The 21025-nt window shown below is 67.3% G+C and carries 22 protein-coding genes; 15 read left to right on the forward strand and 7 right to left on the reverse strand.

The features are described from left to right. From CDA09_RS02240 to CDA09_RS02250, 3 genes are all read right to left on the reverse strand, one after another. Positions 1-405 (reverse strand): PIN domain-containing protein, encoded by a 405-nt coding sequence (locus CDA09_RS02240; protein ID WP_286164507.1) that lies wholly within the window; start codon positions 403-405, stop codon positions 1-3. A 136-nt stretch (positions 406-541) separates the two neighbouring features. Continuing rightward, positions 542-2365 carry a PHA/PHB synthase family protein gene (locus tag CDA09_RS02245; protein ID WP_121427131.1) on the reverse strand — a complete coding sequence of 608 codons (1824 nt, stop codon included), beginning with the start codon at positions 2363-2365 and terminating at the stop codon, positions 542-544. Positions 2366-2391: 26 nt separating this feature from the next. After that, positions 2392-3420: an MBL fold metallo-hydrolase gene (locus CDA09_RS02250; RefSeq protein WP_121427132.1), complete on the reverse strand. Its 1029-nt coding sequence runs from the start codon at positions 3418-3420 to the stop codon at positions 2392-2394. A gap of 138 nt (positions 3421-3558) precedes the next feature. Here CDA09_RS02250 and CDA09_RS02255 point away from each other — a divergent pair, with 138 nt between their 5' ends. The 13 genes from CDA09_RS02255 to CDA09_RS02315 all read left to right on the forward strand — a co-directional run bounded on the left by CDA09_RS02255 (position 3559) and on the right by CDA09_RS02315 (position 13654). Next, on the forward strand, positions 3559-3996 hold the full coding sequence (locus tag CDA09_RS02255) for a MerR family transcriptional regulator (RefSeq protein WP_121427133.1): 438 nt from the start codon (positions 3559-3561) through the stop codon (positions 3994-3996). Positions 3997-4257: 261 nt separating this feature from the next. Then, the gene (gene can / locus CDA09_RS02260; protein WP_121427134.1) at positions 4258-5397 is read left to right on the forward strand and encodes a carbonate dehydratase; all 1140 of its coding nucleotides are present in this window, start codon (positions 4258-4260) and stop codon (positions 5395-5397) included. A 36-nt stretch (positions 5398-5433) separates the two neighbouring features. Continuing rightward, complete coding sequence (locus CDA09_RS02265; protein WP_121427135.1) at positions 5434-6624, forward strand: acetyl-CoA C-acetyltransferase; 1191 nt, start codon at positions 5434-5436, stop codon at positions 6622-6624. Next, positions 6625-7770: an acyl-CoA dehydrogenase gene (locus tag CDA09_RS02270; protein WP_121427136.1), complete on the forward strand. Its 1146-nt coding sequence runs from the start codon at positions 6625-6627 to the stop codon at positions 7768-7770. Positions 7771-7921: 151 nt separating this feature from the next. Further along, positions 7922-8713 (forward strand): enoyl-CoA hydratase/isomerase family protein, encoded by a 792-nt coding sequence (locus CDA09_RS02275; RefSeq protein WP_121427137.1) that lies wholly within the window; start codon positions 7922-7924, stop codon positions 8711-8713. 127 nt (positions 8714-8840) lie between these two features. Beyond that, the gene (locus CDA09_RS02280; protein WP_121427138.1) at positions 8841-9764 is read left to right on the forward strand and encodes a hydroxymethylglutaryl-CoA lyase; all 924 of its coding nucleotides are present in this window, start codon (positions 8841-8843) and stop codon (positions 9762-9764) included. Positions 9765-9856: 92 nt separating this feature from the next. Continuing rightward, complete coding sequence (locus CDA09_RS02285) at positions 9857-10069, forward strand: DUF1289 domain-containing protein (protein WP_121427139.1); 213 nt, start codon at positions 9857-9859, stop codon at positions 10067-10069. Continuing rightward, positions 10066-10251 (forward strand): DUF1289 domain-containing protein, encoded by a 186-nt coding sequence (locus CDA09_RS02290; protein ID WP_121427140.1) that lies wholly within the window; start codon positions 10066-10068, stop codon positions 10249-10251. Before CDA09_RS02285 ends, CDA09_RS02290 begins: the two co-directional genes overlap by 4 nt. Next, positions 10248-11168, forward strand: a complete 921-nt coding sequence (locus CDA09_RS02295) for an MBL fold metallo-hydrolase (RefSeq protein WP_121427141.1) — start codon at positions 10248-10250, stop codon at positions 11166-11168. Before CDA09_RS02290 ends, CDA09_RS02295 begins: the two co-directional genes overlap by 4 nt. A gap of 90 nt (positions 11169-11258) precedes the next feature. After that, entirely contained in the window at positions 11259-12137 is an 879-nt protein-coding gene (gene rapZ, locus CDA09_RS02300) for an RNase adapter RapZ (RefSeq protein ID WP_121427142.1), read from the forward strand. Further along, positions 12134-12523 carry a NusG domain II-containing protein gene (locus tag CDA09_RS02305; protein ID WP_121427143.1) on the forward strand — a complete coding sequence of 130 codons (390 nt, stop codon included), beginning with the start codon at positions 12134-12136 and terminating at the stop codon, positions 12521-12523. Before rapZ ends, CDA09_RS02305 begins: the two co-directional genes overlap by 4 nt. Beyond that, on the forward strand, positions 12504-13031 hold the full coding sequence (locus CDA09_RS02310; protein WP_174718403.1) for a Gx transporter family protein: 528 nt from the start codon (positions 12504-12506) through the stop codon (positions 13029-13031). The genes CDA09_RS02305 and CDA09_RS02310 overlap by 20 nt, the downstream gene beginning before the upstream one ends. A gap of 41 nt (positions 13032-13072) precedes the next feature. Further along, complete coding sequence (locus CDA09_RS02315) at positions 13073-13654, forward strand: peroxidase-related enzyme (RefSeq protein ID WP_121427144.1); 582 nt, start codon at positions 13073-13075, stop codon at positions 13652-13654. 107 nt (positions 13655-13761) lie between these two features. Here the strand turns inward: CDA09_RS02315 and ruvC are convergent, their stop codons facing one another. Next, positions 13762-14319 (reverse strand): crossover junction endodeoxyribonuclease RuvC, encoded by a 558-nt coding sequence (ruvC, locus tag CDA09_RS02320; protein WP_121427145.1) that lies wholly within the window; start codon positions 14317-14319, stop codon positions 13762-13764. Positions 14320-14471: 152 nt separating this feature from the next. Here ruvC and CDA09_RS02325 point away from each other — a divergent pair, with 152 nt between their 5' ends. Both CDA09_RS02325 and CDA09_RS02330 read left to right on the forward strand, forming a co-directional pair. Continuing rightward, positions 14472-16286, forward strand: a complete 1815-nt coding sequence (locus CDA09_RS02325; RefSeq protein ID WP_121427146.1) for an autotransporter domain-containing protein — start codon at positions 14472-14474, stop codon at positions 16284-16286. Between the two features lie 280 nt (positions 16287-16566). Next, on the forward strand, positions 16567-17496 hold the full coding sequence (locus CDA09_RS02330) for a hypothetical protein (RefSeq protein WP_121427147.1): 930 nt from the start codon (positions 16567-16569) through the stop codon (positions 17494-17496). Positions 17497-17615: 119 nt separating this feature from the next. Here the strand turns inward: CDA09_RS02330 and CDA09_RS02335 are convergent, their stop codons facing one another. From CDA09_RS02335 to CDA09_RS02345, 3 genes are all read right to left on the reverse strand, one after another. Continuing rightward, a complete protein-coding gene (locus tag CDA09_RS02335; protein ID WP_217351278.1) occupies positions 17616-18998 on the reverse strand; it encodes a dicarboxylate/amino acid:cation symporter in 1383 nt (460 codons plus the stop codon). 194 nt (positions 18999-19192) lie between these two features. Then, the gene (locus tag CDA09_RS02340; RefSeq protein ID WP_121427149.1) at positions 19193-20077 is read right to left on the reverse strand and encodes a DMT family transporter; all 885 of its coding nucleotides are present in this window, start codon (positions 20075-20077) and stop codon (positions 19193-19195) included. Between the two features lie 142 nt (positions 20078-20219). Beyond that, positions 20220-20951: a YebC/PmpR family DNA-binding transcriptional regulator gene (locus CDA09_RS02345; RefSeq protein ID WP_121427150.1), complete on the reverse strand. Its 732-nt coding sequence runs from the start codon at positions 20949-20951 to the stop codon at positions 20220-20222. Between the last annotated feature and the right edge of the window lie 74 nt (positions 20952-21025).

The raw sequence follows: 21025 nt of genomic DNA on the forward strand, positions 1-21025 counted from the left end.
TCAGGCCGCGGCCAGCGCCGCGACGAAGGCCTCGGGCGTCACGATCGCGAACAGCGGGCGGACGAGGCGGTGGCGGTTGAGCTTCAGCAGCAGCTTGTCGCGGCTCACGAGGTGGGTCGCGCCGCCGTCGCGCGCGAGCGTCAGGAACTTCTGGTCGTCGCCGTCCCGGCACGCGGGTAGCGGCGGGGCGCCGGCCGGGTCCTGCGCCGGCAGGACTGCCGTGCGGGCCGCATAGGCGGCGCGGAGCGCGTCCTGGCGTTCGGGCGCAATGCCGAACTGGCGGTAGGCGAGCACGCGGCGCAGCTCCTCGAGCGTCGCGTCGTTCGCGAGCAGTACCGGCGCACCGGCGTCGACGAGCGCGCGCAGTGGGGCGAGCCGGGGGTCCTCGAACACCCACAGCGCCATCACGGTGTTGGTATCGAGCACGAGGCGCAGGGTCGGAGGCGCGGGCAGGGGCGGCACGGGAGGGGGGGCATCGGCGGGTGGTAAACGAAATCGAGGGGGCGATGCCCCCCTCGGCTTCATCCCTGACGGGCTGGAATCAGGCGGCCTCTTGGGCGTCGAGACGGATCTTGACGTAGGAGCCTGGTGCGTCCTCCAGCACCTTCAGCTTGCCCTTCGCCGGATCGCGCACGTCGGTCTGTTCCGCGTCGTGCGCGGTGACCCAGGCCTGCCAGTCGGTCCACCACGAACCCGGCTGGTGCTCGGCGCCCTCGAACCATTGGTCGGCGGTGTCGGAGAGTTTCGCGGCCGGGTTCAGCCAGTAGCCGTACTTGTTGGCCGCCGGCGGGTTGACGATGCCGGCGATGTGACCCGAGCCGCCCAGCACGAAGCGCACCGGGCCGCCGAAGTTCGTCGCGCCGACGTAGGTGCTCTTCCACGGCGCGATGTGGTCTTCCAGCGTCGAGATGAAGTAGCAGGGCACCTTGATCTTGCCGAGGTCGATCGCCACGCCGTCGACCTCGATGCCGCCGGGCTGCACGAGGCGGTTTTCCATGTACATCGCGCGCAGGTAGAAGCTGTGCATCTTGGCCGGCATGCGTGTCGAGTCGGAGTTCCAGTACAGCAGGTCGAAGGGGAAGGGATCCTTGCCCATCAGGTAGTTATTGACGACGAAGGACCAGATCAGGTCGTTCGCGCGCATCATGTTGAAGGTGCCCGCCATCTCGGCGCCTTCGAGGTAGCCGCGCTCGAACATCTTCTTCTCGAGGCTGGACACCTGGCCTTCGTCGATGAACACGCCCAGCTCGCCCGGCTCGGCGAAGTCGGTCATGGTCGTGAAGAAGGTCGCTGCGGCGATGCGCTTCTGCTTCCTGCCCGCGAGGTAGGCGAGCGTGGTCGCCAGCAGCGTGCCGCCCAGGCAGTAGCCGCAGGCGTTCACTTCCTTCTCGCCGGTCTGCTTCTCGATCGCGTCCAGCGCCGCGATGATGCCTTCGAGCACGTAGGACTCGAAGGTCTTGTCGGCGAGGTGCTCGTCCGGGTTCACCCACGAGATCACGAACACCGTGTGGCCCTGGTCGACGCACCACTTCACGTACGAGTTCTTCTCGCGCAGGTCGAGGATGTAGAACTTGTTGATCCACGGCGGCACGATCAGCAGCGGACGCTTGTAGGTCTTCGCGGTCGTCGGCGTGTACTGGATCAGCTGCATCATGTCGGTCTGGAACACGACCTTGCCCGGCGTCGTGCCGACGTTCTTGCCCAGCTCGAAGGCGCTGGTGTCGGTCATCTTCACGCGCAGCTGGCCGCCACCGTCTTCCATGTCGCGCAGCAGGTTGTTCAGGCCCTTGATCAGGTTCTGGCCGTTGCTCTTGACCGTCTCGCGGAACACTTCCGGGTTGGTCAGCGCGAAATTCGACGGCGACAGCGCGTCGATGTACTGGCGGGTGTAGAAGTTGACCTTCTTCTGCGTCTGCTCGTCGAGGCCGTCGACGCAGCACACCGTGTCATGCACGTGGCGCGCGGCGATCAGGTAGGACTGCTTGATGAAGTCGAACAGGAAGTGCTCTTCCCACTGCTCGTCCTTGAAGCGCTTGTCGCTCTTCTCCGGCTCGACGATCGGCGTGCCGTGCATGCCCATCACGCGCAGCATCGAGTGCTGCCACAGCGAGAAGTAGTCCCACACCAGGTTCATCTGCGACTGGGCAAGCTTGTACGGGTTGGCGAGCAGCTTGGACATCATGTCCATGAAGGCCTGCGCGATGCCCAGCTCGTCGCTGGGGGTGGCGACGCCTTTCTTCAGCTGGCGCTGGACGTGTTCGCTGATGAGGTGCGAGGCGCGCTGGGCGACTTCGGAATAAGTCTTCGCGACTTCCTTGGGATCGGGCAGGTCGGCGAACACGGTCTCGGGGGTGGGTGCGGCCATTCTGTTCTTGCTCCTGTCTTCAAGCTTCAAGCTGTTTTTTCGAATCGGATGATGCTGGTCCGGTCGCCCACCCTGCGGGCCTCGCCGCGCGCGGCAAGGTAGTTGAGGTGGGCAATCGCCTCTCCCATGGCGAACATGACCTGATGCGTGTCCAGTTCGCGGGGGAACAGCGTCGATAGCAGTTCCCCTGCGCTGCGGGGGGTCTCGATCTCTTTCAATAGTGCACTGCAGCGTTCACGGTGGTGCGCCTCGAGTTGGGCGATGCGCGCACGGATGCCGCGGAACGGATGCCCGTGTGATGGTAGCACGAGCGTATCGTCGGGCAAGTCCTTGAAGCGATTTAATGATTCGAGGAACCAGCCGAGCAGGTCATCCTCCGGGGTGAGGGCGTAAACGCTGACGTTTGTCGAGATGCGCGGTAGCAGCATATCGCCCGAAATGAGCACTCCGAGCGACTCGCAATACAGGCTCGCGTGCTCAGGGGAATGGCCGAAGCCGACGATCACGCGCCAGTCCCGGCCGCCGATGCGGACGACGTCGCCGTCGAAGATCCGCTGGTAGGACTTGGGCAGTGCCGGCACGCCGCGGCGATAGGAGTTGCCGCGCTCGCGCAGCGCCCCCTGGCGTTCGGGGTCGAGCCCGTGGGCTGCGAAGTGCGCGACCATCTCGTCCACCGCGGTGCCCGCGATTTCGTTCCAGATCGCGTGGCCGTTGAAGAACTCGCCCTGCGTCATGACGACCGGCGCGCCGTTGCGTTTGGCGAGCCATGCGGCAAGGCCGAGGTGGTCGGGGTGGCTGTGGGTGACCAGCACGCGCGACAGCGGGCGCGGGTCGCGATCGAGGATCGCGCTCCAGTTGTCGCGCACCGCGTCGATGCCGAAGCCGGTGTCGACGACCGTCAGCGCGGCGCCGTCGTCGAGCAGCCACAGGTTGATGTGGTTCAGCACGAAGGGCAAGGGCATGCGGACCCAGCCCACGCCGGGCGCGACCTGCCGCACTTCGGCTGCGCCGGGGGTGTCGGGGAACGGGTACTGCAGATCCTGCAAGGTCGTCATTCGAATCTCTCTCGGTTGGCGGGGCGCACTCGAGCATTGCCCGAACCCCTGAATTCTGATTAACTTTTCCGCCCTGTCGGGGCGGCTCCGGCAAAAACACGGTCGGCGTCCGACCGTTTTACTTCGAGCAATCGGCCAATGGCAAGCGAACAGACCTACACCATCACGGAACTCGCGCGGGAATTCGACGTGACCCCGCGGGCGATCCGCTTCTACGAGGACCAGGGCCTGCTGAAGCCGTCGCGTGCCGGCCGCACCCGGGTGTACTCGAAATCCGACCGCACGCGCCTCAAGCTCACGCTGCGCGGCAAGCGCCTGGGTCTGTCGCTCGCCGAGATCAAGGAACTGATCGAGATGCACGGCGGCGTGGGCAATTCCGCCCCCCAGCTGCTGCGTTTCCTTGTCGTGCTCGCCGACCGCCGCGCCGCGCTCGAACAGCAGCGCGAAGACATCGAGGCGGTGCTGGGCGAGATCGATTCGCTGGAGAAGCAGTGCTCGGAACTGCTCGGCCACGACGCGTCGCGTGCTGCCGAGGAGCGCGCGGAAGTCGTGCGCCGCATGCGCACCGGGGCTTGATTTTTTTGATGGTTAGTTTACGTTGACGTAAACGTAATTACAACGGGAACGGCCGGGCAATACGGGTCGGTGTGACGAATTTTGCGGTGCTCATGCCCTTCGGAGATGGGCGCGGGTTGTGGCAGGATTGTGGATTGGGTGCGTCCGCTGCCATGAGCAGGCGGGCACGCGCGCATGCGGCGGGACCGGCGGTTCCGCTGCACACCGATAATCCGCGAGCGCAGGGATGTTCCCCGCTCGTGACTGTTCCTGGGAGTGACGATGGCAGCAAAGCTTCGCATACTGAGTGCCGACGATAAGGTCGAACTGGAGCACGTGCGCCAATTTTTCCGCAATTACGCGGGCTGGCTGGGCGTGGACCTGTGTTTCCAGGGATTCGGCGAAGAAATGGCGTCCCTGCCCGGCGCGTATGCGGCCCCCGAGGGGCGGCTGTTCTATGCGGAAAACGACAGCAAGCCGGCGGGCTGCGTGGGGCTGCGACCGACCACCGAAGGCGTGTGCGAGATGAAGCGCCTGTACGTCGAGCCGGCGCACCGCGGCCTCGGCATCGGCCGCGACCTCGTGCTCGCGGCGATCCGCAGCGCCAAGGATCTCGGCTACCGCCGCATCATGCTCGACACGCTGCCGGCGATGCGCATCGCGCTGAAGCTGTATCGGGAAATGGGTTTCAAGGAGACGCCGGCCTATTATCCGACGCCGGTCGAGGGGACGATCCTGCTGTCGCTGGACCTCGAGAACTGGTCCGAGGAAGAGGTCGCCAACGAGAACCTGTTCCACCTCTTCGACTACAACCGTGCCTGGTCGCAGCAGATGCACCAGGTCGATCCGACTTTTTTCCAGAAGCTCTCGAAGCTGCAGGCGCCGGAATACCTGTGGATCGGCTGCTCCGATTCGCGCGTGCCGGCCAACCAGATCATCGGCCTGCTGCCGGGCGAGGTCTTCGTGCATCGCAACGTCGCGAACGTCGTCGTGCATACGGATCTCAACTGCCTGTCGGTGATCCAGTTCGCCGTCGATGTGCTGAAGGTCAAGCACATCATGGTGGTCGGCCACTACGGCTGCGGCGGCGTGAAATCGGCGCTGGAACGTGATCGCATCGGCCTGGTCGACCTGTGGCTACGCCACGTGCAGGACGTGCATGTGAAGCACCAGAAGGCAGTCGACGCGCTGCCTGCGGAGCTCGCGCACGACCGTCTGTGCGAGCTGAACGCGCTGGAGCAGGTCGTGAATGTGTGCCAGACCGTGGTGGTGCAGGACGCGTGGCGCCGCGGCCAGCCGCTGACGGTGCATGCCTGGATCTATGGATTGAAGGATGGGCTGGTGCGCGACCTGGGGCTGAACGTGCGCCGTCCGGAAGACTTGATGCCGCGTTATGTTGCGGCACTGGAATCACTGGCCTGAGAGCCGGGTAACCAAGACGTTTTACAGGAGAGAAGCATGAGTGATCCCGTCGTTATCGTTTCCGCCGCGCGTACGCCGATGGGCGGTTTCCAGGGCGAGCTGTCCGGCCTGACCGGCCCGCAGCTCGGCGCTGTCGCGATCAAGGCCGCCGTCGAGCGCGCCGGGATCACTCCCGAGCAGGTTCAGGAAGTGCTGATGGGCTGCGTGCTGCCCGCGGGCGTCGGCCAGGCGCCGGCCCGCCAGGCGGCGCTCGGCGCGGGCCTGCCGCTGTCGGCCGGCTGCACGACGATCAGCAAGGTGTGCGGTTCGGGCATGAAGGCGACGATGCTTGCGCACGACCTGCTCGTGGTCGGCACCAACGACGTGATGGTCGCGGGCGGCATGGAGTCGATGTCGAACGCGCCCTACATGCTGCCGAAGGCGCGCGGCGGCTATCGCCTCGGCCACGGCCAGATGCTCGACCACATGTTCTACGACGGCCTCGAGGACAGCTATTCGAAGGAAACCAAGGGTCGCCTGATGGGCACTTTCGCCGAGGACTGCGCGGGCCATTTCGACTTCACCCGCAATGCTCAGGACGAGTTCGCGATCGCTTCGACGACGCGCGCGCAGAATGCGATCAAGGACGGCTCCTTCGCGTGGGAAATCGCGCCGGTGACCGTATCGGGCCGCAAGGGCGAGGTCGTCATCGACAAGGACGAGCAACCGCCGAAGGCGCAGATCGACAAGATCGCAGGCCTCAAGCCCGCGTTCGCGAAGGACGGCACCGTCACCGCCGCGAACTCGTCCTCGATCTCCGACGGCGCGGCCGCGCTCGTGATGATGCGCCGCTCGACTGCCGACAAGCTGGGCCTGAAGCCGCTCGCGACCATTGTCGGCCACGCGACGCACGCGCAGGAGCCGAAGTGGTTCACGACCGCCCCGGTCGGTGCGATGCAGAAGGTGCTGGCGAAGGCCGGCTGGACGAAGGATCAGGTCGACCTGTGGGAGATCAACGAAGCCTTTGCGGTCGTCACGATGGCGGCGATGAAGGAGCTCGACCTGCCGCACGACAAGGTGAACGTGCATGGCGGTGCTTGCGCGCTGGGCCATCCGATCGGCGCTTCGGGCGCGCGCATCATCGTCACGCTCCTGGGCGCGCTGAAGAAGTACGGCAAGAAGCGCGGCGTCGCGAGCCTGTGCATCGGCGGCGGCGAGGCGACGGCCGTGGCAGTGGAGCTTGCGTAAATGATCCTCACGCAAGAACAGGAAATGATCCGCGACTCCCTGCGCGCCTTCGCGCAGGAGCGCCTGGCGCCTTTCGCCGCCGAATGGGACCGCAACCACACTTTCCCACGCGAGGCGCTGAAGGAACTCGCCGAGCTGGGCGCCTTGGGCATGGTCGTGCCCGAGCAGTGGGGCGGCGCGGGGATGGACTATGTGAGCCTCGTGCTCGCGCTGGAAGAGATCGCGGCGGGCGACGGCGCGACCTCGACCATCGTCAGCGTGCAGAACTCGCTCGCCTGCGGCATCCCGAATCGCTACGGCAACGACGCGCAGAAGGACGAGTGGCTGAAGCCGCTCGCCCGCGGCGAGAAGCTGGGCTGCTTCTGCCTGACCGAACCGCACGTGGGTTCGGACGCCTCCGCATTGAAGACGACGGCTGTGCGTGACGGCGACTCGTGGGTCATCAACGGCGTGAAGCAGTTCATCACGACCGGCCGCGAAGCCGATGTCGCGATCGTGTTCGCCGTGACCGACAAGAACGCCGGCAAGAAGGGCATCTCGTGCTTCCTCGTGCCGACCGGGTTTCCCAACTACGCGCCGGGCTACATCGTCGCGCGCATCGAGGAGAAGATGGGCCAGAAGGCCTCCGACACTGCGCAGATCCTCTTCGAGAACTGCCGCGTGCCGGCGGGCGCGCTGCTCGGCGCCGAAGGCGAGGGCTACAAGATCGCGCTGTCAAACCTCGAAGCCGGCCGGATCGGCATCGCCGCGCAGTGCCTCGGCATGGCGCGCGCGGCGCTGGAAGCCGCGGTGAAGTACGCGCACGAGCGTGAGACCTTCGGCAAGCCGATCTTCGAGCATCAGGCGGTGAATTTCCGCCTCGCGGACATGGCAACGCAACTGGAAGCCGCGCGCCAGCTCGTCTGGCACGCCGCGACGCTGAAGGACGCCGGCCGGCCCTGCCTGAAGGAAGCGTCGATGGCGAAACTCTTCGCCTCCGAGATGGCGGAGAAGGTCTGCTCGGACGCGATCCAGATCCACGGCGGTTACGGCTACGTCAGCGACTTCCCGGTCGAGCGCATCTACCGCGACGTGCGCGTGTGCCAGATCTACGAAGGCGCGAGCGACATCCAGCGCCTGGTGATCGGCCGCTCGCTGGCGATCTGATCGGCCGCCACGTTATACGGTCCTGCGGGAGCAGTCGCGGCGGGCATCTCCCGCAGCCTCCCTCCCGATTTCTTGCCGCGTCCCGCAGGACCTCCTATCCCGGCAAGGGGCCGCAGAGCCCCACGCCTTGAAAATCGATCCGGAGACGAAATTGAAGTACGAAACTCTCGAAATCGCGCTCGAACAGGGCGTCGCCACGATCTGGATGAACCGTCCGAACGTCCATAACGCCTTCAACGCGCAACTGATCGCCGACATCACGGCCGCCTGTCGCGAGCTCGATGCAGACAACGCGGTGCGCGTCGTGGTGCTCGCCGGTCGTGGCAAGAGCTTCTCGGCCGGCGCCGATCTCAACTGGATGAAGGCGGCGGGCGAGGCCAGTGTCGAGGAGAACCTCGCCGACGCACGCAAGCTCGCGGGCATGCTGCGCACGCTGTCCGAGATGCGCAAGCCCACGATCGCGCGCGTGCAGGGCGCGGCCCTCGGCGGTGGCATGGGACTCGCTAGCGCTTGCGACATCTGTGTGGCGTCGGACAAGGCGGTGTTCGCGACCTCCGAGGTCAAGTTCGGGATCATCCCGTCGGCGATCAGCCCCTACGTGATCCGTGCGATCGGCGAGCGCCAGTCCTGCCGCTACTTCCAGTCGGCCGAGCGGATTTCCGCCGGGCGTGCAGGCGAGATCGGCCTCGCGCACGAAGTCGTCGCGGCCGAGGAGCTCGACGCGAAGGTCGCCGAGATCGTCACCGCGCTGCTGCAGGGCGGGCCGAACGCGCAGGCGGCGGCGAAGGACCTGATCCGCGCGGTGGCGCACCGGCCGGTGTCGGACGAGATCGTCGAGGACACCGCGCGGCGCATCGCCGGCCTGCGTGCGACGCCGGAAGCGAAGGAGGGGCTGGACGCCTTCCTGTCGAAGCGTCCGGCCGCGTGGGTGCCTGCGTCCTGACAAACCGCCGAACAACACACCCGTTCGCCCTGAGCCTGTCGAAGGGCTGGCACAGGGCTTCGACAGGCTCAGCCCGAACGGCCTTTGGTGCCGACTGAAGGCCGCCTGGGGATACAAGGTGAACCGAATGAACTTGCCGAAAAGCGTACGCATCGTCGACGTCGGCCCGCGCGACGGGCTGCAGAACGAGAAGCAGATCGTCGCGACCGAGACCAAGGTTGAACTGATCGCGCGGCTCGCCGATGCGGGCTTGAAGACGATCGAGGCGACGTCCTTCGTGTCGCCGAAATGGGTGCCGCAGATGGGCGACAATGCCGAGGTGATGGCGCGTATCGTCCGCCGTCCCGGCGTCGCCTATCCGGTACTGACGCCGAACTTGAAGGGCTTCGAGGCGGCGCTCGCCGCCGGGGCGGAGGAGGTCGCGGTATTCGGCGCGGCGTCCGAATCCTTCAGCCAGAAGAACATCAACTGCTCGATCACCGAATCGCTGGAGCGCTTCCGCCCCGTCGCCGAGGCCGCGCGCGCGGTGGGCGTGAAGGTGCGCGGCTACGTGTCCTGCGTCGCCGGCTGCCCCTACGAGGGCCCGGTCGCGCCGGAGAAGGTCGCCGAGGTCGCCGCGACGCTGATGGAGATGGGCTGCTACGAAGTGTCGCTGGGCGACACGATTGGCAGCGGCAATCCGGCGAACATCGCGCGCATGCTCGAAGCGGTGGTGAAGCGCGTGCCGGTCGAGCGCCTCGCCGGCCACTACCACGACACCTACGGCATGGCGGCGGCGAACATCTACGCGTCGCTCGAGATGGGCGTGTCGGTGTTCGATGCGTCGGTCGGCGGGCTGGGCGGCTGCCCCTACGCGGCCGGCGCGTCGGGCAACGTCGCGACCGAGGACGTGGTGTGGCTGCTGAACGGCCTCGGCATCGACACCGGCATCGATGTCGAACGCCTCGTCGACATCGCGGCGTGGATCAGCGGTGTGCTCGGGCGCGAACCGGCCTCCCGCGTGGCCCGGGCGGTGCTCGCGAAGCGCGCGAAGGCGGCCTGCGCGGGCTGACGCCGCGCCCGCACAGTGAACTCCATCGGGCAGTGGCGGACCAAACCTCACAACACGCCGCGCCCGATCCCAACGACACTCCCGACCCCGACATGAGTATCGCTTCCCCCTGCATCAACATCTGCCGCATGAATGCGGCGACCGGTCTGTGCGAAGGCTGTTTCCGCAGCCTCGACGAGATCGCCCGCTGGAGCCGCCACGACGATGCGGAGAAGTTGCGCATCCTCGAACGGGTCGCGCAGCGCCGTACCGAGCTGGGCGCCGCGGCGGCGCCGACGCTCGCTTCGACGGAGGAGGGCGCATGACCGAATCCCTGTGTGTCGGCGTGTGCATGATCGACTGGGACTCCGGCGTATGTCTCGGCTGCGGGCGCACGCCCGAGGAGATCGACGGCGTTCCCGTGCCCGAGGCGCAACCGGCGCCGAAACCGGCTGCGCCGCCGCTGCCCGACAACGTCGCCGCGCAGGTCGGCGAAGGCTCCGAATGAGCGCCGCGGCCAGGCTCCCCGACACCATCCGCGTGCTCGAACGCGGCTGGCTGTCGGCCAACAACGTCGTGTTATTCGATGGCGGCAGGGCGACCGTGGTGGACAGCGGCTACGTCAGCCACGGGGAGCAGACCGTCGCGCTGCTGCGCGAAGCGCTGGCGGGGCGGGAGCTCGCCGATCTCGTCAACACGCATTCGCATTCCGACCACATCGGCGCCAACGCGCTGCTGCAGCGCACCTTCGGCTGCGCGATCACGGTGCCGGCGGGCATGCTGCCGGCGGTCGCCGCGTGGGACGAGGACGCGCTGCTGCTGACGACCGCCGCGCAGTCGGCCGAGCGTTTCCACGCCGACCGCGCGCTGCATCCGGGCGACACGCTGGAGATGGGCGAACTGGTGTGGCAGGCGATCGCCGCGCCCGGCCACGACATGGATGCGCTGGTGTTCCACAACCCGGATCGCCGCATCCTGATCTCGGGCGATGCGCTGTGGCGCGACGGCTTCGGCATCCTGTTTGCCGAGGTGCTGGGCCTGGGCGACGGCATCGGCGCGACGCGGCGCACGCTGGAGGCGATCGCGCGCCTGCCGGTCGACGTCGTGATCCCCGGCCACGGCGCGCCTTTCGTCGAGTTCGACGATGCGCTCGCACGCGCCTTCGCACGCCTGCGCGCCTTCGAGGAGGACGGCACGCGCATGGCGCGCAACGCGATCCGCGCCTGCGTGACCTTCTCGCTGCTCGACACGCGCAGCATGCCGATCGACGCACTCGCCGCGCATCTCGCCAGCGTGCCGCTGTACCGCGAGGCCAACGCCCGCTTCCTCGGCCTCGCCCCGGACGCGCTCGCGGACTGGCTGGTCGGCGAGCTGACGCGCGCGGGCGTCGCGCGGCGCGAAGGCAACTTGCTCGTTGCTGCCTGATTAGGCTTTCGTCGTACGTGTAATCCTTGCGCGCTGGCCGCCGCGAGGCGCTTTGGGGATAATCACCGCTCCACGGCGGAGTTTGGGGTCATGCAGATCGTTCTGATAAGCGGCTTGTCGGGTTCGGGGAAGAGCGTTGCACTCAAGGTGCTCGAGGACGCCGGCTACTACGCCGTCGACAACCTGCCGGCGAGCCTGCTGCCGAAGCTCGTCGCGGAGCTGCGCCGCACCGGCTACGAACGGGTCGCGGTTGCCGTCGACGTGCGCTCGGGCGTCAACATCGAGGCGCTGCCGCAGAAGGTCGAGTACCTGCGCAGAACGGTCGGCGATCTGCGCGTGATCTTTCTTGAAGCGCGCGACGACGTGCTGTTCGCGCGCTTCTCGGAAACGCGCCGGCGCCATCCGCTGGCGAGCGACGAGGTCTCGCTCGAGGAGGCGATCCAGATGGAGCGCGACGCCCTCGAATCGATCGCCGCGCTGGGCCATCGCATCGACACCAGCGAGCTGCAGGCCAACACGCTGCGCGCGTGGATCAAGGACTTCATGCAGATCAAGCCCACCGCCGGGCTCACGCTGATGTTCGAATCCTTCGGCTTCAAGTACGGCATTCCGCTCGATGCCGACCTCGTGTTCGACGTGCGCTGCCTGCCCAACCCGCACTACGATCCGCTGCTGCGCCCCTTCACCGGCAAGGACCAGCCGGTGATCGACTTCCTGGAAAGCCTGCCGGAAGTCGAGCGCATGTACGAGGATATCCGCGGCTTCGTCGCCGGCTGGCTGCCGAGCTACGCGCGCGACAACCGCAGCTATCTCACGGTCGCGATCGGCTGCACGGGCGGCCAGCACCGTTCCGTGTACCTCGCCGAGCGGCTGGGGCAGCACTTCGCCGGATCGGTCCGCATGCTCGTTCGCCATCGCTCGGCCGCGCGCCGCGACGTCGATCGCCGGGCACGGCTGGTCGATCAGTGAGAGCGCGGCTGGCCGAGTGGATCGTCCTGCTGCGGCCGGGCGACTGGGTCGTGCTCGCCGGCGCGCTCGCGTTGTGCGTGCTGTCCGCCCTGGCGCTGTGGCGCGGTGGCGCGCCGGACAAGGCGGTCGTGCGCGCGGGTGGCAAGGTGTTTGCCGAAGTGGGACTCGCGCGTGCGCAGATCCTCGAAGTGCCCGGCCCGCTGGGCGTCACGCGCATCGAGATCGCACCGGGCCGCGCGCGCGTCGCTGCCGATCCGGGGCCGCGCCAGTACTGCGTGCGCCAGGGCTGGCTCACGCGTTCGGGGGCGGTCGCGATCTGCGCGCCCAATCAGGTCTCCCTGAGCCTCGCCGGCGGTGCCGCGGACTATGACTCCCTCAACTATTGAGATCGTGCCGACGCCCGACGACCGGCGCATCGCGCGCCTGGCCGCCGCCGCGATCGTGCTGACCGTCGCCGAAGCCGCGATCCCCCTGCCGCTGCCGGGCGTGAAGCCGGGGCTGGCGAACATCGTCACGCTGATCGTGCTCGCGCGCTGGGGCTGGCGCGACGCGGTGTGGGTCGCGCTGCTGCGCGTGCTGGCCGGCAGCCTGCTGCTCGGGCAGCTCTTCGCGCCCGGCTTCTTTCTCAGCCTCTCGGGCGCGGTCGCGAGCCTGGCGGTGCTGGGGCTCGCGATGCATCTGCCGCGCCGTTGGTTCGGCCCCGTGACGCTCAGCGTGTGCGCCGCGTTTGCGCACATCGGCGGGCAGCTCGCGCTGGCACGGCTGTGGCTCGTGCCGCACGACGGCGTGTTCTACCTCGTGCCGCTCTTCGCCGCCGCCGCGACGCTGTTCGGCCTGGTCAATGGCCTGATCGCCGCGAAGCTGATGCGGGGCCGGGTTACAGATAGAATCTAAAAATAAGAAAAATCTGATGTTTTCCGGAAAGGAGTGGTGACGTGAGCGAACCAGCGATCAGCCGTTTCCCGGTCCCCGAACTCAAGGACCTGCCCGACGACATCCGCGAGAAGATCCTCGCGGTGCAGGACAAGGCGGGCTTCGTGCCCAACGTCTTACTCACGCTCGCCCACCGCCCGGACGAGTTCCGCGCGTTCTTCGCCTACCACGACGCGCTGATGGAGAAGAACGAGGGCCTGACCAAGGCCGAGCGCGAGATGATCGTCGTCGCGACCTCGGGCGCCAACAACTGTCTGTACTGCGTCGTCGCGCACGGTGCGATCCTGCGCATCCGCGCGAAGAACCCGCGCGTCGCCGACCAGGTCGCAACCAACTACCGCAAGGCCGAGATCACGCCGCGCCAGCGCGCGATGCTGGATTTCGCGATGAAGGTCGCGCTCGAGGCGGCGGTGATCGACGAGGCCGATTTCGCGGTGCTGCACGGACACGGCTTCAGCGAGGCCGACATCTGGGACATCGGCGCCATCGCGGCCTTCTTCGCGCTGAGCAACCGCCTCGCCAACCTGGCCAGCATGCGGCCGAACGACGAGTTCTACCTGATGGGGCGCCTGCCCAAGGCCTGACGATCAGGGCCGCGGGCCCGTTACCGTCCGTGCCGAACCTGCCGAAGCCCTGCCGGGATCCCGCCCTTCGACGGGTTCTGGGCGAACGGTGGCTGCCGCTCGCCAGGTCAATCGGGGACGACGAGGATGCGCCCGGCGCGGCGGCGTCCGCCGATTCCGCCGGTCATCCCTTCGCCGCCATGCGCATGGCAGATCGCGCAGGCGAGCGCGTCCGCGGCGTCCGGGCTGGGGCAGCCGTCGAGCGACAGCAGGCGCTGCACCATGTGCTGCACCTGTTCCTTGTTCGCCTTGCCGTAGCCGACCACCGCCTGCTTGACCTGCAGCGCGGTGTATTCGTGCACCGCCAGGTCGCACGACACCGCGCCGCAGATCACCGCCCCGCGCGCCTGCCCGAGCAGCAGCGTCGATTGCGGGTTCACGTTCACGAACACCTTCTCGACGGCGACCTGGTCGGGCGAATAGCTCGCGACGACCTCGCGCACGCCGTCGAGCAGGGTCTTCAGCCGTCCTGGCAGTTCGCCGTCGCGCGTGCGGATGCAGCCGCTCGCGACGTAACGCAGCTGGCTGCCGAGCTTGTCGATGACGCCGAAGCCGGTGATGCGCAGTCCCGGGTCCAGGCCGAGGATGCGGGTGGCGACGATGCGCGATGCGGAGGCTTCCTTCATCCGCGCATTCTAAAGGAAGGCCGCGCTCCATCGCCCGGACGTCTTCATATACAAATCCTTTCATGACGAACGGGTTGATCGCGGCCGATGCCGGTAAGATACTCGCTTCGCTGCCACCCGATGTAGCGTCAATAACAAACCGGAGATCCCCGATGATCAGACCCGCACTGCTCGGCATGGCCGTCTCGGCGGCATTCAGCGCGAGCGCCCTCGCCGCCGATTTCAGTAGCACGATCTTCTTTGGCGACAGCCTGAGCGACGCCGGGACTTTCTCCGCCTTCCTGCCGCCGGGAGCCGGGCGCTTCACGACCAATCCGGGGCCGGTGTGGAGCGAGAACCTCGCCGCCGCGCTCGGCACCGGCGCGAGGCCGGCCGTGGCGGGGGGGACGAACTTCGCAGCGGGGGGCGCGCGCATCACGTCCCTGCCCGGTTTTCCCGACCAGAATCCGACCCGCTTAGCCACGCCGGTCCGCAGTCAGATCGCGGCCCATCTCGCCGCGAACGGCGGGCGCGCCGACCCCGGCGCCCTCTATTCCGTCTGGGGCGGCGCCAACGACCTCTTCGTGGCGCTCCAAAGTTCCACCCCGCTGGTCGGCGTCGTCACGGCTGCCCGTGACGAAGTGGCGGCCGTCGGCTCCCTGCAGGCCGCCGGTGCGCGCTACATCCTCGTGCCGAACCTGCCCGATGTCGGCGCCACACCCTTCGGCGCCTCGCTGGGGCCGGTCAATGCCGCGGGCGTCACCGCGCTCGTCGGCGCCTACAACCAGGTGCTGTTCGGCGGGCTCGCCGCCGCCCGCATCCAGGTGATTCCGCTCGATACCTTCTCGCTGCTGCGCGAGGTCGGTGCCGATCCGGCACGCTACGGCTTCGCGAACGTGACGGTTCCCGCCTGCGGGGCGACGCCGGCGCTGCTGTGCACGTCCGCCGATTTCATCGCGCCCGGCGCCGACCGGAGCTTCCTGTTCGCCGACGACGTGCATCCGACGACTGCCGGCCACCGCGTGATCGCCGAGTACGCGCTGAGCGTGCTGCGTGCGCCAGGCGCGGTGTCGCAGCTCGCCGAATCGCCCCTGTACACGCGTGAGGCGCTCTACACCACGGTGCAGGACCAGCTCGCGCTCGGCGCCTGGGCGCGCGGGCAGAGCGGACGCAACGTGTGGGCGAGCCTCGGCGGCGGGCGCCTGAAGCATTCGTCGAGCGAGTCCGTCCCCGGCGCCAGCGGCAATCCCTACGATCTCGCCGTCGGCGTCGATACCTGGGTGACGCCTTCGCTCAGCGTCGGCGCGGCGGTCAGTCTCGCCACGCTCGACGCCGACTTCGCCCGCGATGGCGGCGACTACGAACAGCGCGAGCAGACCGTCGCGGTGTACGCCGGCTACCGCAACGGCCCGCTGCATGCGACCGCCATCGGCGCCTTCGGCAACATCGACTACGACACCCGGCGCGATGTCACGCTCGGCGCGGCGCAGCGCACGATGAGAGGCTCCACGTCGGGCACGAACGTCTCGCTCGGGGTGCAGGCCGGCTACGACTTCAGCGCCGGCGCGCTGCGTCACGGCCCGACCGCCGGCGTGCATCTGCAGCAGGTCGAAGTCGACGGCTTCACCGAGAAGGGGCAGTCCTCCACGACGATGGCCTTTCGCAGCCAGGACCGCGATTCCCTTGTCGGCAACATCGGCTATCAGGCGAGCTGGGACCTCGGCCGCTACCTGCCCTACGCACGCGTCGCCCTCAACCACGATTTCGAGGACAACGACCGCACGGTGCGCGCCAACCTCGTCAGCCTGCCGGCCAACAGCTTCGCGCTGCCGGCCTTCGCGCCCGAGCGCACCTGGGGAACGGCGGCGGTCGGCGTCGGCGCCAAGTTCTCGCCGGCACTGAGCGGCAACCTGGCGCTGTCGACCCGCATCGCCCAGGACAACGTGCGCGCCTGGGCGCTGCAGGCGGGTCTCAGTCTCGGATTCTGACCTGCGCACGACGGGCCGTTTCCCGCGCGCCCGTCGCTGCAACGTGCGCCCGCCGGCCGTGGCGTATCCCGCGGCCTGGCGGGCGTGGCGCCGCTTTTCCCCGACGGTCGCCAGCGGCCCGGCACCTCTCCCCGCCCCGATCAAATCCACGACTGTGTCATGGTCAATGAGCTAGACTGGCAACATGAGTGGTGCGGCCACCCCGTTTCCGGATTGATGCTCCGGGAGGCCCGGAGCGGGCAAGGCCGGGCTCTGGATACCCAAGACGAGGGGAAAAATCATGAAAAACAGATCGAAACATGCGCTCGGAGCTGCGCTGATCGCGTCTGCCGGTCTGCTGGCGACGGCCGACGTGCTTGCGGACGTGCAGTCGGCCCGCGTTGTGGCTGCCGAGGAAGCACGGATGAAAAGCGCCTTTCCGCGCTTGCTCGACAGCGCCAGGGAGCTCAACAAGGCGCTCAAGCGCGTCAGCGAGCAGAGGAAGGTCGACAACTCGCGCGTGGTGCAGGACAACGACGCCAAGATCAAGCAGGCGGAAGCCGCGGCGGCCGACGGCAGGATCGTCGATGCGCGCCTGATGCTCGATGACGCCTATCTGGCGGCCAAGCTGGCGATCGCCGACATGGTGAAATCGGCGCCGCCGGCCGCCAAATCCGCGTCGTCCGCAGCCGGACAAGACACGCCCGATCCGCGGGAACAGAAGGACTATGCCGCACGCAAGGAGTCGACGCAGGCGCTGCGTGACGCGCTGGCCCGCATCGCCGACGAAAAGAACGACGACAAGGGCCGGGCCGAGGTGCAGGTCATCGACAAGCTGATGCGCGATGCCGATACCGAACGCGCCGGCAACGCCAGACGCGGCCGCGCGATTCTCGACCACGCCTACCTGCGCACCAAGGTCCAGATCGAACGCCTGCGCGGCGGCGAGACGCTGGTGCGTACGCTGCAGTTCGACAGCAAGGGTGACGAATACCGCTACGAGCAGGATCGCAACGAGACCTACCGCATGCTGATCCCCATGCTGGTGCAGAACGGCAATGCGCGCGAAGCGCGCCTCAAGGACATGCTCGACCGCGCCGCGAAGCTGCGCACCGAAGCCGATGCCCAGGCCAGGCGCAACGAGTTCGAAGGTGCGCTCAAGACCATCGACGAATCGACGACCGAGTACCAGAAGGCCATCCGCAACTCGGGCGTGCTGCTGCCCGGTTGAGCGGATCGCGGGCCGGCGCCCCGGCCCCGAGCGCCGCATGAAAAACAATCGGCCCGCCGACATCTGCCGGCGGGCCGATTTTCATCGTGGCGGCCGCGGAACGGCCACCGGAGGAGTGCTTACGCGTGGGCAGGGGCGGCTTGCGGCAGTTCGGCCGGCTGTGCCACTTTCGCCACGGCCGGGCGCACGTCCATGTGCGCGTCCTGCAGGTCGAGCACGGCCTCGGGGGTGTCGGCTTCGTCGAGCGTCTCGTTGTTGAGGTGGGCGTTGAGTGCCTTCATGTCCACGTCCTTGCACCACTTCGCCACCACGACCGTCGCGACGCTGTTGCCGATCAGGTTGGTCAGCGCGCGCGCTTCCGACATGAAGCGGTCGATGCCGAGGATCAGCGCGAGGCCGGCGACCGGCACGCCGCCCACGGCCGACAGGGTCGCGGCGAGCACGATGAAGCCGCTGCCGGTGACGCCGGCCGCGCCCTTCGACGTCAGGAGCAGGACGGCGAGCAGCGTGACCTGCTGCGTGATGTCGAGCGGGGTGTTGGTCGCCTGCGCGATGAACACGGCCGCCATCGTCAGGTAGATCGAGGTGCCGTCGAGGTTGAACGAGTAGCCGGTCGGGATCACGAGGCCGACGGTCGACTTCTTGCAGCCTAGGTTCTCCATCTTCGCCATGAGGCGCGGCAGCGCCGATTCCGACGACGAGGTGCCGAGCACGATCAGCAGCTCTTCCTTGATGTAGGCGATCAGCTTCACGACCGAGAAGCCGTGCACGCGGGCGATCAGGCCCAGCACGCCGAAGATGAACACGATGCAGGTCAGGTAGAAGGTGCCCATCAGCATCCCGAGCTGGGCGAGGGCGCTGACGCCGTGCTTGCCGATCGTGAACGCCATCGCGCCGAATGCGCCGATGGGGGCGGCTTTCATGATGTAACCGACGATGCCGAACAGCACGTGCGAGAACTTCTCGATGAAGTCGAACACCAGTGTGCCGCGGCCGCCGAACTTGTGTAGCGCGAAGCCGAACATCACGGAGAACAGCAGCACCTGCAGGATCTCGCCTTTCGCGAAGGCGTCGAAGACGGTCGTCGGGATCACGTTGAGCAGGAACTCGACGGTGCCCTGCATCTTCTTCGGATCGGTGTAGGCGGCGAGCGCCTTCGTGTCGAGCGTCGTCGGATCGATGTTCATGCCGGCGCCCGGATGGAGGACGTTGACGATCACGAGGCCGATGATCAGCGCGATGGTGCTGACAACCTCGAAGTAAAGCAGCGCGAGGCCGCCAGTCTTGCCGACCTTCTTCATGTCCTCCATGCCGGCGATGCCGACGACGACGGTGCAGAAGATGATCGGGGCGATGATCATCTTGATCAGCTTGATGAAACCGTCACCCAGCGGCTTCATGGCCGCGCCGGTCTCCGGGTAGAAGTGCCCGAGCAGCACGCCGACGACGATGGCGACGATGACCTGGAAATACAGCGAACGGTAAAGCGGTGTTTTTGCCACAGTTTTCTCCTCCATTTGTGGCGCGATTTTTTCCATAAGCTCCTTTTCTGGGTAGTGTGAATTTCCGCATTGTGGAAATCACCTAATCGTCACCGGAGGAAACGCGCCGCCACGTGGCGAAGGAAAACCTGTCGCGATCGTGCCGGCATCGGGCGCGATCGGGCGATGGCATTGCGGTTTTTCGGCTGGCCGTGTCAGGTCTTGCGCGCGAGCCACACGCCGGCCACCGCCACGGCCATGCCGACGAGCGCGAGCCCCGTCAGCGTCTCGCCGAACAGCAGCCAGGCCAGCAGCGCGGTGGTGGGCGGGGTCAGGTAGAACAGGCTCGCGACGTTCACCGCGCTGCCGCTGCGGATCAGCAGGTTGAGCAGGCTGATTGCGCCCAGCGACAGCACCAGCACGAGCCACAGCAGGGCGAAGACGAAGTCGCCGCTCCAGGCGACATGCATCGTCTCGGTGCGGCTGGCGAGCAAGGCGGTGACGGCCAGGCTGGGGATGAACTGCACCACCGAGCCGGTGCGCAGGTCGAAGCTCGGGCAGAAGCGCTTCTGGTACAGCGTGCCGACGGTGATCCCGACCAGCGCCGCCAGTGCCGGCATCAGCATCCAGCCGACCCCGGCGGTGGTGCCGTTGCCCGCGCCGACCTTGTTGCTGACGACCAGCGTGACCCCGATGAAACCCAGCGCGAGGCCTGCCCACTGGCGTCGCGTTACGCGCTCGCGCAGCAGCCAGCCGGCACCGAGCGCAGTCAGCAGCGGCTGCATGCCGACCACCAGCGCGGAGACGCCCGCAGGCAGGCCGCGGTGGATCGACATGAACACGCCACCCAGATAGGTTGCCTGCACCAGCAGGCCGGCGATGCCGATGTGCGCGACCTGGCGCCAGTCGCGCGGCCAGGGTGCGCGCATGGCCAGCGCCAGCGCACCCATCAGCGTGATCACGAGCACGTAGCGCGTGCTCAGGAAGGTCAGCGGCTCCGCGTAGGGCAGGCCGAACTTCGCGCCGAGGAAGCCGGTACTCCACAGCAGCACGAACAGCAGCGGGGCCGCGGCGGTGAGGCGGGAAGGCTGTGGGGGCATCGGTCGGCGGCGGACAGGTCGAAAGTGCACGATACTACCTGTGTGTGACCGATATTGCCGAGCGGATGCCGAAGTACAGGGGCAAAAATGCACAGGGCCGCCTTGCGGCGGCCCTGCTTGCGGTGATGGTGAGGCGGGAGGCTTATTCCTCGTCGTCCAGCACTGCCGACGTATAGACGTTCTGCACGTCGTCGAGCGACTCGAGGGCGTCGAGCAGCTTCTGCATGCGCACGGAGTCGTCGCCGGTGAGTTCGGTCTCGTTCAGCGGCTTCATCGTCACTTCGCCGAACTCGACCTTGAAGCCGGCCTTCTCGAGCGCCTCCTTCACCGCGGAGAACTCGTACGGGGCCGTGACGACCTCGATCGAGCCGTCGTCGTTGGGGATCACGTCCTCGGCGCCGGCTTCGAGCGCGGCTTCCATCAGCGCGTCCTCGCTCGTGCCCGGGGCGAACATCAACTGGCCGCAGTGCTTGAACTGGAACGCGACGCAGCCGTCGGTGCCCATGTTGCCGCCGTACTTGGAGAAGGCGTGGCGCACGTCGGCGACGGTGCGGGTCTTGTTGTCGGTGAGGCAGTCGACCATCACCGCGGCGCCGGCGATGCCGTAGCCTTCGTAGCGTACTTCCTCGTAGCTCACGCCTTCGAGTTCGCCCGTGCCGCGCTTGATCGCGCGGTCGATGTTCTCGCCCGGCATGTTCTGCGTCTTCGCGCTATCGACCGCGAGGCGCAGGCGCGGGTTGAAGTTCGGGTCGCCCCCGCCCATGCGCGCGGCGACGGTGATTTCCTTGATCAGCTTGGTGAAAATCTTGCCCCGCTTGGCGTCCTGACGGCCCTTGCGGTGCTGGATGTTGGCCCATTTGGAATGACCAGCCATAAAAACCTCGAATCCTGCCGGGTGGCGTTGAATGAACAGAACCGCGGGCATTATACAGGCGCGCTGCCCCCGAC

Origin of the sequence: Azoarcus sp. DN11, assembly GCF_003628555.1 — a bacterium.
In the GTDB taxonomy this organism is placed as follows: domain Bacteria; phylum Pseudomonadota; class Gammaproteobacteria; order Burkholderiales; family Rhodocyclaceae; genus Aromatoleum.